9 protein-coding genes are annotated in these 15,636 nt (G+C 48.1%); all 9 read left to right on the top strand.

What is annotated here, in order from left to right:
- Positions 1-268, top strand: a 268-nt coding sequence (locus tag KDK17_RS01995) for a hypothetical protein (RefSeq protein WP_257287223.1), incomplete at its 5' end; no start/stop codon positions are given.
- Complete coding sequence (locus tag KDK17_RS01990) at positions 252-380, top strand: hypothetical protein (RefSeq protein WP_257287222.1); 129 nt, start codon at positions 252-254, stop codon at positions 378-380. The genes KDK17_RS01995 and KDK17_RS01990, both read left to right, overlap by 17 nt.
- Positions 381-678: 298 nt before the next feature.
- Positions 679-2,580 carry a hypothetical protein gene (locus tag KDK17_RS01985; protein ID WP_257274255.1) on the top strand — a complete coding sequence of 634 codons (1,902 nt, stop codon included), beginning with the start codon at positions 679-681 and terminating at the stop codon, positions 2,578-2,580.
- Positions 2,581-2,646: 66 nt separating this feature from the next.
- Positions 2,647-4,191 carry a hypothetical protein gene (locus KDK17_RS01980; RefSeq protein WP_257287221.1) on the top strand — a complete coding sequence of 515 codons (1,545 nt, stop codon included), beginning with the start codon at positions 2,647-2,649 and terminating at the stop codon, positions 4,189-4,191.
- A gap of 339 nt (positions 4,192-4,530) precedes the next feature.
- Positions 4,531-6,762: a hypothetical protein gene (locus KDK17_RS01975; protein ID WP_257287220.1), complete on the top strand. Its 2,232-nt coding sequence runs from the start codon at positions 4,531-4,533 to the stop codon at positions 6,760-6,762.
- A gap of 131 nt (positions 6,763-6,893) precedes the next feature.
- On the top strand, positions 6,894-9,161 hold the full coding sequence (locus tag KDK17_RS01970) for a hypothetical protein (protein ID WP_257287219.1): 2,268 nt from the start codon (positions 6,894-6,896) through the stop codon (positions 9,159-9,161).
- Positions 9,162-9,320: 159 nt separating this feature from the next.
- Positions 9,321-11,243, top strand: coding sequence for a hypothetical protein (locus KDK17_RS01965; RefSeq protein ID WP_257274253.1), 1,923 nt, complete (start codon positions 9,321-9,323; stop codon positions 11,241-11,243).
- 203 nt (positions 11,244-11,446) lie between these two features.
- Positions 11,447-13,189 (top strand): hypothetical protein, encoded by a 1,743-nt coding sequence (locus KDK17_RS01960; protein ID WP_257287218.1) that lies wholly within the window; start codon positions 11,447-11,449, stop codon positions 13,187-13,189.
- 234 nt (positions 13,190-13,423) lie between these two features.
- A complete protein-coding gene (locus KDK17_RS01955) occupies positions 13,424-15,541 on the top strand; it encodes a hypothetical protein (RefSeq protein ID WP_257274251.1) in 2,118 nt (705 codons plus the stop codon).
- Positions 15,542-15,636 lie beyond the last annotated feature (95 nt).

The raw sequence follows: 15,636 nt of genomic DNA, 5'->3' as shown, positions 1-15,636 counted from the left end.
ACAGACCTGTAACGCAACCATCATCGGGGCGGATGGCCAACCGCGGCCATGCGGTCAGGTCTGCAACAGCATTCCAAACCTGTCGGTCCACAAAAGCAGATACCACAGCGGACAAAAAATCTGTGACGTAACCGTGGTCGGGGAGGATGGTCTGCAGCGGCCTTGCGGGAAAGTCTGCAACAATGCTCAAGTCCTATACAATCACAAGAGATATCATCAAAAACGCAAGCCTGTTGATGTGGTTCAGGACGATGACTCCGGCCTTTGATCTGATCCCCACTCTTTCACGAGCAGAATATAACGTTCACATGCTGGTTTACTTTGAGCAACATGAAAAGATGGAGTCGGCCATTATCCGCGAAAAACAGCTGGAGAAATGAAGCGTTTACGCCTGGAGTCGATTTCGATACCGCGCCCCATAGTTCGGGCAATACGGGACAGGTTGACTGAATCCATCTGGAAGAGGCCAAAAATGACCAGCGCAACAAGGCCAATACGCTATGGATGCCAGCCAAGAGGTTTTAAGATGCTTTGCCAGTGATTGGGTGATTCCCTGGCTAGTTCGACAGGCAATCCTGCATAACCAATGAGCATGGAAGCATAGGGACTTATGCTTCGGGCTGTCTTTTATCTGCTTGACCTATCATTCCTCTGGATAAACAAGAATGTAAGAATAAAATGATTAAAAAACCACTCTCTTTTGCGCTGCTTTTACTGATATTTTTGTTTTCTGTCATCTGTCAGGCCGAACCGTCGACAGAACGTTTTATTGTCGAGCTTAAACAGAGTGCACTGTTTCCAAACGAGAGCATTTCCATAAAGTATGACCAGCATACACTCCCCAACAACCCGCCAGATATTGCTGATACAGAAGGCTGTGCAAGACAGGATTCGCCGTCTGATGACCAACCAGTTTACGGGTTAAAAACGACCATAATTGAATCGATTTCGTGTCAGTGGCTTTACGACACTTACCTGCTGGTGGGTTACGAACTGATCCTGACCTCCAAAGATAGTCCACTCATTTCCACCCCTTATTCATTGCAACATTCGAAAGCCGTTGTTACAGTCGGTTGGCTTTTAAAAAGCTTTTGGAACCCTGATTCAACGCCGTTCAAACCGATCGAACAAAAAGAGGTGCATCAGGTTAACCCGTTTGCCATCAACGCTATGAAGCCTGGCTCGGGTAATAACCAGCAGTCACACCAGCCATCAGAATCAACCAGCCAACAAGCCCCTGAAGCCACCCATCAACCTAAAGGTTATTTTACTAACCTCCTGTATTCTGACTATGCCGGAGGTAACGAAGGCCCTCCTCAACTTCTACATACTTTGAGTGAAAATTGTTTCGTCTTTCCCTGTCATGGCGTTTGTAGTTTCCGACCATCATCAGATAACAGGGGAGTCACAGACTGGACGGTGAATTCCCGGGAAAGTTCGACAGCTAACCCTTCACACTCAATGAATGCAGAAGCAGCCTGTGCAACTGCCCCTGCCGGGACAAACAATGATGAAGTACCAATGCAACGGAATTTACCTGTCAGCCCTAACGACTCAGTTATAATCACTGCTTTACTCAGTCTCAGTAGTCACAGTCTTCCCGAAAAGAGCGAGATTTCCTTTACACCTAATCATTTCACTCCTCCATTGGAGACTTCATCTTTGGGTTGTCTCCCCTCCAAAGGGGGTAACCAGCGCCAACAGACCCTGTCGAAGCACAAAAGAAGAGACCACTTCAGCCAAAGAACCTGTGACGTGACCGTGATCGGTAAGGGTGGTCAGCAGCAAACATGCGGAAAAGTCTTCAAGAGTACTAAATCCCTGTCGGATCACAAAAGAGGCACTCACAGCGGACAACAATCCTGTGCCGTGACAGTGGTCGGGAAGGATGGCAAGCCACGGCCATGCGGGGTAGTCTGCAAGAATGCAGGAACCCTTTCGGCACACAAAACCGGATACCACACAGGGCAAAAAAACTGTGACGTAATGGTCAGCAGGGAAGGTGAACAACCGCGGCCGTGCGGGATATTATTTGAGAATGCCAGAGCCCTGTCAGATCACAAAAGAAGAGCGCATACCGTGCAGAAAGCCTGTGACTTAAAAGTGGTCGGGGAGGATGGCGAGCCGCAGCCATGCGGGATGCTCTGCAAGAATGCCGGAGCCCTGTCGGCTCACAAAAGCAAGATCCACAGCAAACCACAAACTTGCGACAAAACAGTGACCGGGGAGGACGGTCAGCCGCGGCCATGTGGGATAGTCTGCAAGAATGCCGGAGTCCTGTCGTCTCACAAAAGCGGATATCATAGGGGGCAAAAAACCTGTAACGCACCGGTGATCGGGGAAGATGGCCAGCCGCGGTCATGCGGGTTGGTGTTTGAGAATGCTGATGCCATTACGAAGCACAAAAGAAAAGCACACAGCGGTCAATGTACCTGTGATTTTCCAGTGATCGAAAAAGATGGTCGGCAGCGGCGATGTGGAAAAGTCTGCTGGAATGCTCATGACCTGACGCAACATAAAAGGATACATCGAAAACGCAAGCATGTTGATATAAACCAGAGCGGTAACCTCGATCCTTGATCTGACACTCGCCTTATCATGAGTTGATCTATTCTTCCTCTCTATAAATTAGAATGCAGGGATAGAATGATTAAACACTCATCCATTGCAGCTCTGATGTTGCTGATATCGATATTGTCTGTCGCCTTTCAGGCCGAAGCGTTAACAGAGCGTTTTATTGTCGAGATTCAAAAGAATGAATTGTTTCCAAAACAGAGCTTTTCTATAAAGCCTGGCTTGCGAATATTGTCGGCCCCGCCAGGCATAGCTAACCCAAACGGATGCACTGATTCAGATTCACCGCCTTATGACAAACGACACCAAGTTAACAGTTATGGGATAAAAACACGCCTTATTGAATCGATTTCATGGCAGCTACTTTACGCCTCTCACCTGCTGGTGGGTTACAAACTGACCCTGAACACCAATGTTAAGCCACTAAAATCCAACCTTTATTCATGGCTACCTTTAGCAGCAGCTATCACTGTCCTTTGGCTTTTTAAAAACTCTCATAACCTCGATTTACCGTTGTTTAACCCAACCGAGCAAAAAGAGATAACTTCTATGCTGGGAGAGGGGTTTGCCATCACTATGGTGGCTGGCTCTGAACACAACCAACAATCACACCAGCCACCAGAATCACCCGGCCAGCAGGCTCCCGAAGTCACCCACGCACCCAGAGGTTATTTTACTAACCTCCTGTATTCTGTTTATGGCGGCGGTGACGGAGAACCTCATTCACTTCTGCATACTTTGGGTTTCAATTGTTTCATCTTTCCCTGTTTTGGCGTTTGTAGTTTCCGACCAGCATCGGATAGCAGGGGAGCCTCAAAAGGGACGATGATTTCCGTGGCAAGTCCAACAGCTAACCCTACACATTCAATGAGTGCAGAAGCAGCCGGTACAACTCACCCCGCCGGGTCACTCAATGAGTGTATCACAGAGCATCGAAAATTGACTGTCTCCGCTAATGACTCGATTATCGTCCACGGTTTACTCAGCCTGAGTCATCATAACCTTCCAGAAGAAAACGGGACTTCCTCTTCGCACAGCCATTCCAAACGCCCAATAGAGACTTCAGCTTCAGGTTGTCTTCCTTCCGGAGGGGCTATCCATTGCCAACAAGCCCTGTCAAATTACAAAAGAGGAGACCGCGACAGTCAACGAACCTGTGTCGAGACAATGGCCGGGAAGGATGGCCAGGAACGGCAATGCGGGAAGGTCTATAAGAATACCAGGGCCCTTGCTAATCATAAGAGAACCTACCACACCGGGCAAAAAACCTGTGACTTAACAGTGGTTGGGAAGGATGGCCAGCCACGACCATGCAGGAAGGTTTACAAGAACGCTGGAACTCTGTCATATCACAAAAAAAGAGACCACACCGGGCAACAAACTTGTGACGTAACATTAGTTCGAGAGGATGATAGCCAGCTCTGGCCATGCGGGAAGATCTGCAAGAACGCTCAAAGCCTGTCGTATCACAAAATAAGAGACCACACCGCGCAACAAACCTGCGAGATAACAGTAGTTGGAAAGGACGGCCAGCCAAGGCCATGCGGGAAGGTCTGCAAGAATGCTCACGCTCTGACGGATCACAGAAGAATACATCGAAAGCGCAAACCTTTTTAATGAAGAGCGGAACTAAGTCTCAATCCTCTCCTGGGGACATCTTCAGCTGTTTTTCGCGGACAATGGCCGACTCCATCGTTTTATTCTGCTCAAGGTAATCTTCAGCTTGTGTCAATAAGCTTGCAGTTATACCTGCTGGCGAGTACACACTCTCACTTTTATATCAAGATTCGTTACGAAATTGCCCCCTACAGAGGTCTCAACTCTTGAACTGAAAGTCACAAATTCATAGGTTTTACCCGATAAAACCTTTAGTTTTAACAGAAGTTCTCTTACAGAAAACACTGTTATTTTTTTTGCTCTATCCTTCCTTTCTATCGATCAGAATCCAGAGATAAAATGATTAAAAACTCACTATTTTTGGTGCCGCTATTGCTGATACTGTTGTCGACTGTCGTTTGTCAGGCCCAACCCTTGACGGAACGAGATATTGTCGCACTTATACAGTATGTGAATTTTTCAAACCAGAGCTTTTCTATAAAGTCTGGAATGCATACTTTTCCAGGAACCTGGCAAGACATTGCCGACACAAACAGCTATGCAGAACTTGATTCTACGGTTGATGACAAACGACACAGTTTTAACATTTACGGGTTAAAGACGACCATTATTGAATCAAATTTTTGGCGATCGCTCTACGCCAATCATCTGTTGATAGATTACGAACTATTTCTGACCAGTAAAGGACCCCCTCTATGTACCAAGCCTTCTTCATGGCTACCTGTAGAAGTGCTTGTCTCTGTCGGTTGGCTGTTAAAAAGTTATTGGCACCTAAACTCACCGTCGTTTAACACGATTGACCAAAAAGAGGCAACTTCTACTGAGAGACAGGGGGATAATCAGTTTACCACCATGGCTATGACGCATGGCTCTGGAGATGACCAACTACCATACCTGTCATCAAAATCATCAGAGCAGCAAGTCAAGAGAACTACCTCCCAACCCACAAACTGCTTCACCAACCTCATGTATTTTGGCTATGGCGACGGTAGCAGAGACCCTTATCAACCTCTGCATACACTGGGTTTAAATTGTTTCATTTTTCCCTGTTTTGGCGTTTGTTGTTTCCGACCATCACCGGATATCAGGGGCGCCGCAGAATGGACGATGAATTCATTAGAAAATTCAGCAGGCAACCCTACACTCTCAATGAGTGCAGAAGCAGCCTGTGCAACTGTCTCTGCCGGGTCATTCAATGATGATCTGATAATGCACGAAAATTTGACTCTCAACGCTGATGACTCCATTGTAACCAACGAGTTACTCAGTCTGATTAATCATGATCTCCCAGAAGAAAATGGGACTTCACCTCCGGTCTGTTTTACTTCCGGAGGGATCACCCATTACCAACAAGGCCTGTCGAATCACAAGAGAAAAAACAACACCGAACTACGAAACTGTGTCGTAAACGTGGTCGGGAAGGATCGCCTGACGCGGCCATGTGGGAAGGTCTTCAAGAATGCCAAATCTCTGTCATCTCACAAAAGCAAATACCACTCCGGGCAAGAAACCTGCAACGTTATAATGGTCGGTAGGGATGGTCGGCAGTGGTCGTGCGGGACGGTCTGCAAGAGTCTTCGATCTCTGTCAACTCATAAAAGAAGAATCCACTGCGGGCAACAAACCTGTGATGTAACAGTGGTTGGAGAGGACGGTTTGCACCAGCCATGCGGGACGGTGTGCAAGAATCCTAATGCCCTGTCGGAGCACAAAAGCAGAAAACACAGCGGACAAAAAAAATGTAGTGTGACCGTCGCCGGAGAGGATGGCCAGTTGCGGGAATGCGGGAAGGTCTGCAAAGATGCTGAAGCCCTGACAAATCACAAGACAAGAAACCACACCGCACAACGAATCTGTTTGGAAACAGTGGTCGGGGAGGATGGCCAGCTGCGGACATGCGGAAAAGTCTCCAAAAATGCCAGGAACCAGGCGTATCACAAAAGAAGAGAGCACAGTGGGCGACAAATCTGTGACGCAACAGTGTTCGGGGAGAATGGCCTGCCGCGGCCATGCGGGAAAGTCTGCAAGAATGCTGGAAACCTTTCAGTACACAAACGTGGATACCACACAGGGCAAAAAACCTGTGACGTGACGGTGAGTGGGAAAGATGGCCAGCCTCAGCCATGTAAGTTGGTTTGTGAGAATTCAAAAGCCCTGGCTGATCATAGAAGAAGAACCCATACCGGGAAAAAAACCTGTGACGTTACAGTGGTTGGGGAGGATGGTCAGCTGCGACCATGCGGGAAGGTTTTCAAGAACACTGGAACATTGTCTTATCACAAAAGAAGAGAACACACCGGGCAACAAATCTGCTGCATGACATTAGTTGGAGAAGATGGCCGGCCCCGGCCCTGCGGGAAGATCTGCAAGAACGCTCAAACTCTGTACTATCACAAAATAAAAGACCACACCACGCAACAAACCTGTGACCTGACAGTGGTTGGAAAGGATGGCCAGCCTCGGCCATGCGGGAAGATCTGCAAGAATGCACCCGCTATGACGTATCACAGAATAATGCATCGAAAGCGCAAACCTGTTAACAAGGACCGGAACTCAGACCTCAACCCTTGAGCTGACAACTACACGTTCATAAGGTTTTGCCCGATATAATCTTGAGTTTTTTAACAGAAAATTCTCAACTGAAAAAACAGTTATTTTTTTGCTCTATCCTTCCTCCCTATCGCTCAGAACCCAAGGATAGAATGATTAAACACTTACTCGTTATGGCACTGCCATTACAATTATTGTTGCTGCCTGTCATCTCTCAGGCCAAAGCGTTGACAGAACGTTTTATTATCGAACTTCTACAAAATTCGTTTTTTCCAGAACAGGTTTTTTCTATAAAGCCTGGCCTGCCTGCATTACCGATCAGCCCACCAGACATTGCCGACACAAATAGCTATGCAGGACCAAATTCGCCGCCTGATGAAAAAACACACAGACCTGGCCTTTACGGGATAAAAACGCCCCTTATTGAATCGATTTCGTGGCAATTACTTTATGCCACTCACCGGCTGGTTGGCTACGAATTGATCCTGAACACCAAAGATGCCTCTCTACTCTCCAACCCTTATTCATGGCTGCCAGCAGAAGTGGGTTTCGCAGTCGGCTGGCTTTTAAAAAGCTACTGGAACTGCTATTCACCGTCGTTTAACCCCATCGCACAACAAGAAGCAACATCTATGCTGACAGAGGGGTTTGCCACCATCACTATGTTGGCTGGCTCTGAACATAACCAACAACCACACTCTCTATCAGAATCATCCGGCGAGCAAGCTTCAGGAGGAACGACCCAAGTGACAGGTACTTTCACCAGCCCCCTGTATTTTAACTCTGCCGACGGTAACCGAGACCCTCAACAACTTCCGCATACTTTGGATTTAAACTGTTTCGTCCATCCCTGTCGTGGCGTTTGTAAATTTCGATCATCATCCGGTAGCGTAGAGCCCGCTGAATGGCCACTGAATTCCTCAGAATATTTGACAGGTCACACAGGGGCAGCGCCCGGACAAAGCTCATACTCCCACAGGGCTGATGAACACTGCTTTCGTTTCATTGGTCATCTTGATGCTAAAAATGCCAGACTTTCAATATGTCCAGGGGCATTCTATTCAGCTGATTCAGTCGGCCCCGCCAATTATGATCTGACAATGCACGGGAAGTTGCCTACTACCTCTGAAGACTCGATTATAATCGATGGGTTGCTCAAACTACGCGCTCATAATTACCCTGAAGAAACCGGGATTTCCTGTACACCTGAACATTGCCAACAAGTCCTGTCGACTCACTGGGGCAGGGAGCACATCGGGCAACCGGCCTGTGACGCAAGCGTGGTCGGCAGGGACAACCAGCTGCGGTCATCCGGCATGGTCTGCAAGAATGCTCAAGCACTGGCGGATCAAGAAGGAATACACCACACCGAGCAACAAACCTGTGACGTCACAGTGGTCGGGAACGATGGTCAGCAGCGGTCATGCGGAAAGATCTGCAAGAATGCGCAGTCTCTGTCGTCTCACAAAAGCCAATATCACAGCGGACACAGAACCTGTGAAGTGTTGGTAGTCGGGAAGGATGGTCAACAACGACCATGCTGGAGGGCCTGCGAGAATGCTCGCTCCCTATCGGTTCACAAAAGAAGAGAGCACAGTGGACAACAAGTCTGTGACGTGAAAGTGATCGGACAGGATGGCCAGAAGCGTCCATGCGGTACTGTCTGCAAGAATGCTCTGAACCTGTCGTATCACAAAAGCAAATATCACGGCGGGCAACATATTTGTAATTTGCCATTGGTCGGGGAGGATGGCCAGCCTCGACCATGCGGAAAGGTCTTCAGGAATGCCAGAGCCCGGTTTGATCACAAGAAAAGGGACCACAGCGGGCAACAAACCTGCGTCGAGGCATTGCTCGGAGAAGATGGTCAGCTTCGGCCATGCGGGAAAGTCTTCAGAAATGATCGAGCCCTGCTTGATCACAAAAGAAAAATCCACAGCGGGCAACGGACCTGTCACATAACCGTAGTGGAGGATAACGAACTGCGGTTATGCAGGAAGGTCTGTAAGAATGCTCGATCCCTGGCGGATCACAAAAAAAGACACCACACCGAACAACAAATCTGTAATGTTATAGTGGTCGGAGAGGATGGTCAGCATCGGTCATGCGGAACGCTCTGCAAGAATGCTCAGTCTCTGTCGTCTCATAAAACCAGATACCACACCGTGCATAAAATCTGTGAAGTGATAGTAGTCGGGGAGGATGGCCAGCAGCGGCCATGCGGTGCTGTCTGCAAAAGTGTTCTGGCTCTGTCAGACCATAGAGGCAGATATCACAGCGAGCAACAAATCTGTAACCTGCCAATAGTCGGGGAAGATGGCCAGTCGCGACCATGCGGGACGGTCTGTAAGAGTCGCAAAGCCCTGTCGGATCACAAAACAAATCATCGAAAACGCAAACGTGCTGATGTGAATCAGTAACGATCTGACCGACGTCATGCTTTGCTCAGTGCCGCCTTTGGTTTTAACAGGAATGTCTTTGACAAAAAAGCTCGCTTATTTTCTTGATCTATCCTTCCTCTCTAACTTACAGAATGCCGGGATAGAATCATTAAAAACTTATTCTTTTGGGCACTGCTGTTGCTGATATTATTATCTGTCTCCAGTCAGGCCGAACCATTAAGAGAACGTTTTATCGTCGAGCTTCAACAAAATTCAGTTTTTCCCAACCAGAGCTTTTCTGTAAAGCGTGTCCTGACTGCCTTAGCGTGCAATCCGCCAGACATTGCCGGCAAAGGCGGCTATGCGGGATCATATTTGCTTCCTGATGAAAAACCACGCAGATCTGAAAATTACGGGGTAAAAACGCCCCTTATTGAATCGATTGTGTGGCAATTGTTTTACGCCACTCAAATGCTGGTTGGCGGCTACGAACTGATCCTGACCACCAAAGTGAGTTATCTGTTCTCCAAACCTTATTCATGGCTTCCTCCTCAAGTGGTTGTCGCTGTATGCTGGCTTGTGAAAAGCTATTGGAACCCTAGTTCACCGTCGTTTAACCCAATCGTACAACAAGAGGCAAACTCTACGCTTAAACAGGGTTTTATCACCATCGCTATGGTACCTGGCTCTGAACATAATCAACCACACCCGCTATCAGAATCATCCGATGGGCATACTTCAGGAGCAACGAACGAACTTACAGGGACTTTCACCAGCCCCCTGTATTCTACGTTTGGCGGCGGTAACCGAGGCCCTCAACAACTTCTGCATACTTTGGGTTTAAATTGCTTTGTCCATCCCTGTCGTGGCGTTTGTATATTTCGATCATCAACCTACAGCAGAGTACCCGCTGAATGGCCGTTGAATTCCGCAGAAAATTCGACAGTCCATACAGGGACAACACCCGGACAAAGCTCACACCCCCACATGGCTAATGGGCTCTGCGTTCGTTGCACCGGTCATTTTGATGCTGATAATGCCAGATTCTCGATAATTGCAGGGGCAGCCTATGCAACTGACCCAGCCGGGCCCGTCAATAATGATGTGACAATGCCCCAAAACTTGCTTGTCACCTCTGATGACTGGATTATAATCAATGGGTTGCTCAAACTACACGATCATACACATCCTGAAGAAACAGGGATTTTCTGTACGCCTTCCCATGACCAACAAGCTCTGTCGAATCACAAAAGAAGAGACCGCACCGGGCAACAGACCTGTGACGAGACAGTGGTTGGGAAGTATGGCCAACAGCGGCCATGCGGTACTGTCTGCAAGAATACTCAAACTCTGTCGTTTCACAAAATCAGAGAGCACTCCGGGCAAAAAACTTGTGATGAGACAGTAGTCGGTGCGGACAGTCAACTGCGGCCATGTGGGAAACTCTATAGGAATGCTAAAGCCCTGTCGGAACACAAAAGAAAGATCCACAGCGGGCAAAAAGTCTGTTACATAACAGTAATCGCGGAGGATGGTCAACCGCGACAATGCAGTGCAGTCTGCAAGAATGCTAAAGGCCTGACGGATCACAAAAGAAAAGTCCACAGCGGGCAACAAACCTGTAATGTAACCGTGATCGGAGAGGATGGTCAGCAGCGCCCGTGCGGCACGGTCTGCGAAAGTGCCTTGGACCTATCTGCTCATAAAAGCAGAGAGCACTCCGGACAACAAATCTGTTACATGACAGTGGTAGGGGAGGATAGTCAGCTGCGGCCATGCGGGACGGTCTGCAAAAATGCTCAAGTTCTGTCATCTCACAAAAGCAGAGAGCACTCCGGACAAAAAACCTGTGAAGTGACCGTGGTCCACGAGGATGGGCAGCTGCGGCCATGCGGGAAGGTCTTTAAAAATGCCAGAGCCCGGTCTGATCATAAAAGAACTGATCACACCGGGCAACAAATCTGCGACGTCGCCGTGGTTGGAGAAGGTGGTCGGCTGCGGCCATGCGGGAAGACCTACAAGAATGTCAAAACCCTGACGGATCACAAAAGAAACCATCGAAAGCGCAAGCATCTTGATGTGAACCAGGATGATGCCCCCTGTCTGAAAAAGGTTAACTGAATAAGTCCCTTCCTTTCATGAGGTTTTCACTGTACCGCCCTTGTTTTTTAACAAAAGGTCTTTGACAGAAAACAGACTTATTTTCTTGATCTATCCTTTCTCCTTACACACTAGAATGCAAGGATAGAATTATTAGACACTCACTCTTGTCAGTACTATTATCGCCGATATTTTTGTTTTCTGTCGTCTGTCAGGCAGTACCATTGACAGAACGCTTTATTGTCGAGCTTAAACAAAATTCGGTTTTTCCAAACCATAGCTTTTCTATAAAGCGACACCTGCCTGTATTTCCTGGACATCTACCGCGCATTACCGACACAAATATCTATGCAGAATCAGATTCGCCGCCATATAACAAACGACACAGGTTTGTCAGTTACAGAGTCAAAAGGAGCATTATAAAATCGATTTCGTGGCAGTTTCTTTACCTCTCTCATTTACTGGCTGGATACAAGCTGACCGTGATCACCAAAGAGCTGTCGCTATGCTCCACCCCTTATTCATGGCTACCTGTAGAAGTAATGTTTGGCTCTGGACATACCCAACAACCGAGTCGGCTATCAGAATCATCCGGCGAGCAAGCCTCAGGCGCAACGAACGAACATACAGGCATGTTCAGAAGCTCCCTGCATTCTGACTCAGGCGATGGTAACAGGGGCCCTCATCAACCTCAGCATACTTTAGATTTAAATTGTTTTATCTCTCCCTGCCTTGGCGTTTGTAGTCTTCGACCATCATCACGCAGCAGAGAGTCTGCTGAATGGCCGTTGAACTTCATTGAAAGTTCAAAAAACCCTTCACACTCAGTAAGTTCAGGGGCAGTCAATGCAACTGATCCAGACGGATCAACCAATTGTGATGAGACCATGCAAAGGAATTTGCCTACCCCTCCTGATGACTGGATTATAATCAATGGACTACTCAAGCTAGCTGGTCATAATCAAGCCAAAGAAACAGGGATTTCCTGTACACCTGCTCATTTGACCAACCCAGCGGGGACTTCATCTTCAGGCTGCCTTCCTTCCGGAGAGGCCACCCATCGCGAAAAAGCCCGGTCGAATCACATGAGAAGAGACCGCACCGGGCCAAAAATCTGCAGTCTGACATTAGTCGGGCAGAATGGTCAGCAACGACCGTGTGAGAAGGCTTGCAAAAATACACGAGCGCTGGCAGACCACAGAAGAATAACCCATAGCAGTGAACAAACCTGTTACACTACCGTGGCCCGAGAGGATAGACGGCAGCGGCAATGCAGGAAGGTCTTTAAGAATTCTAAATCCCTGTCTTCTCACAAAAGCAGAGAGCACTCCGGGCAACAAACCTGTGCTGTAACAGTGATTGGGGATGAAGGCCAGCCGCAACAATGCGGGACGGTCTGCAAGAATGCCAAGGGCCTGTCGTTTCACAAAAGAAGAGAACACTCGGTGCAAAAAACCTGTAGCGTGGCCGTGGTCGGGGAGGATGGTCAGCAGCGGCCATGTGGGAAGGTCTGTAAGAACCCACAATCTCTGTCTTCTCACAAAAGCAGAGAGCACTCCGGACCGCAAATCTGCAACATACCTATAGTTGGGGAGGATGACCAGCCTCTACCATGCAGGACAGTTTGCAAGAATGCCAGTATCCTGTCAGATCACAAAAGAAGAGAGCACAGTGGGCAACAAACCTGTGACCTGAACGTGATCGGGGAGGATGGTCAGCTGCGACCATGCGGGACGGTCCGCAAGAATATCAGATCCTTGGCAGATCACAAAAGAAGGGCCCACAGCGAACAACAAACCTGCGACTTGATCATAGACGGAGAGGATGGACAGCTGCTTCCATGCGGGAAGGTCTGCAAGAATCGCCTAGCCCTGGCGGATCACAAAAGAAGATATCGAAAACACAAGTCTTGTGATCTCACCCAGAGTGGTGACCCAAGCCCTAGAAAAGGTAAATTGAATGACTAAAGATCTGATACTCCTTTCGTGAGTTTTTTCCCGTTGCTACCTTAGGCTTTTATAAAAGGTCTTTGACAGAAAACAGACTCATTATCTTGATCTATCCTTGCTCTCTAGTCACCAGAATACAGGGATAGAATTATTAAATACCCAATCTTTGAGACAACACTGTTTTCGGCATCGCTCTTACTATTGCAGTTTTTTTCTGTCGTTTGTCAAGCCGAACTGTGGACAGAATATGTTATGGTCGAGCTTGAACAAAATGCAGTGTCGCCAGACCAGAGCTTTTCTGTAAAGCGATGTCTGCAAACATTGCCAGGCGACCCGTCAGACATTGCCGACACAAGAGATTATGAAGAACTTGAATCGCTGCCCGATAACAAACGACACATTTTTTACAGTTACGGGGTAAAAATGATCCTTATTGGATCTATTTCGTGGCAGTGGCTTTACACCACTCATATGCAATTGAGTTACGAACTGATCCCGGACACCAAAGACGCTTCTCCCGGCCCTAACTCTTATTCATGGATACCCGTAGAAGTGGTTGTTACCTTCGGCTGGCTTTTAAAAAACTATTGGAATATATATTTTCTGTTGTTTAAACCGATCGAACAACAAAAAGCAACAACTATGCTGACACAGGGAGGGCATCCAGTTGCCTCCTTCACTGTAGTGCCTGGCTCTGGACATAACCAACAACGACACCATCCATCAGAATCATCAAGCCAGCATGCCTCTCAAGCGGGCACCCAGCCTACAGACTCTTTCACCACTATCCCGGATTCTGACTCTGCCGACGGTGACGGAGATCCTCAACAATACCTTCATACTTTGGGTCTAAACTGCTTTGTTCGTCCCTGTCATGGCATTTGCCAATTCCGGCCATCATCTGCCAGCAGAGAGCCAGTTGAATGGCCACCCAGTGATGATGCGCCAATGCATGGGAATGCGCCTTCCACCATTAATGATATTACGGTCATTCATGGGTCACTCGATCCATATACTCTTCAACTCGTTACCAATAACCTTGAGGAAAAAACCGTAATTTCTTTTACGCTTACCCAGACAGGCACAGTACAACCTCCGGTAACACCTAAGAAGGTTGCATTCGGAGCAGCACATGATCAAAAAGCCCTATCAGATCGCAAAGGCAACACCCGACAACAAACTTGTGATACAACACTGATTGGGAGCCAACAGCGACTACTCAGTGAGGTCTTCAAGAATACTAAAGCCCTGCCTGATCAAAGAAGAACAAAGCACACCGGGCCACATGCCTGCAACTCAACAGTGATCGGTGAGGACGGTCAGCCGCGAACATGCGGGAAGATTTACAAGAATGCTCATACCCTGACGTCTCACAAAAGTGGATACCACACAGGACAAAAAACCTGTGTCGAGACAGTGATCGACCCGGATGGTCAGATGCGGCCATGTGGGAGCGCCTTCAAGAATGCCCGAGCCCTGTCGCATCATAAAAGTAAATTCCACAGAGTAACACTAGCCCGTGATGCAACCGTGGTCGGGGAGGATGGCCAGCAGCAACCATTTGGAAGGGTCTGCAAGAATGCTCAAGCACAGCAGCATCAGACAAGAAAAGGCCAAACCGCACAACACACTGGTGACGTGACTGTGGCCACAGAGTGTGGCCAACCGCGAGCACGCGGGACAGTCTACAAGAATACTAAAGCCCTGAGGGTTCATAGAAGAAAAAAGCAAACCGGGCCACAAACCTGCAACGCAACAGTGGTCGGTAAGGACGGTCAGCCTCGAACATGCGGAAAGATTTACATGCATGCTCATGCCCTGTCGTCTCACAAAAGTGGATACCACACGGGACCAAAAACCTGTGTCGAGATATTGACCGGCCCGGATGGCCAGCCGCGGCCATGCGGGATCACCTTCAAGAATGCTCGAGCCCTGAATGCTCATAAAAGTAAATTCCACATAGGATCACGAACCCGTGACGCAATCGTGGTCGTAAAGGATGGCCAGCAGCAACCATGCGGAAGCATCTGCAAGGATGCTCAAGCACAACAGAGTCAGATAAGAAGAGACCACACTGCACCACAAATCTGTGACGTGATCATGACTACAGAGCATGGCCAGCAGCGAACATGCGAGACGGTCTGCATGAACTCTCGATCTCTGTCGTCTCATATAAGTAGATACCACACCGAGAATAAAAAATGTGACCTTATGGTAGTCGGGGAGGACGGTCAGCATCAGGCATGCAGTACGCTCTGCGAGAACGCTGAAGCTCTAACAAATCACAAAAGAAACCATCCAAAACGAAAGCCTGTTGATGTGAACCAGAATGATGACCCCGGCTCTAAAAAACTCAAACTAAATAACTGACACTAGCAGCCTGTCGGACTTAAGCGTCCGTAGCGAGGACTGCAAGAAATTGAGGATAAAAATTTCTGCTTCTGAGGAGAATAGCGAGCTATTTG

Source organism: Endozoicomonas sp. SESOKO2 (assembly GCF_024606245.1).
In the GTDB taxonomy this organism is placed as follows: domain Bacteria; phylum Pseudomonadota; class Gammaproteobacteria; order Pseudomonadales; family Endozoicomonadaceae; genus Endozoicomonas_A.
The sequence above is the reverse complement of the archived record's forward strand: the minus strand, read 5'-3'. Positions and strand labels throughout refer to the sequence as shown.

What these genes read in the sequence shown, in the direction of transcription:
- KDK17_RS01990 (WP_257287222.1), top strand. Translation starts at nt 252, where the DNA reads ATGACTCCGGCCTTTGATCTGATCCCCACTCTTTCACGAGCAGAATAT.
- KDK17_RS01985 (WP_257274255.1), top strand. Translation starts at nt 679, where the DNA reads ATGATTAAAAAACCACTCTCTTTTGCGCTGCTTTTACTGATATTTTTG.
- KDK17_RS01980 (WP_257287221.1), top strand. Translation starts at nt 2,647, where the DNA reads ATGATTAAACACTCATCCATTGCAGCTCTGATGTTGCTGATATCGATA.
- KDK17_RS01975 (WP_257287220.1), top strand. Translation starts at nt 4,531, where the DNA reads ATGATTAAAAACTCACTATTTTTGGTGCCGCTATTGCTGATACTGTTG.
- KDK17_RS01970 (WP_257287219.1), top strand. Translation starts at nt 6,894, where the DNA reads ATGATTAAACACTTACTCGTTATGGCACTGCCATTACAATTATTGTTG.
- KDK17_RS01955 (WP_257274251.1), top strand. Translation starts at nt 13,424, where the DNA reads ATGGTCGAGCTTGAACAAAATGCAGTGTCGCCAGACCAGAGCTTTTCT.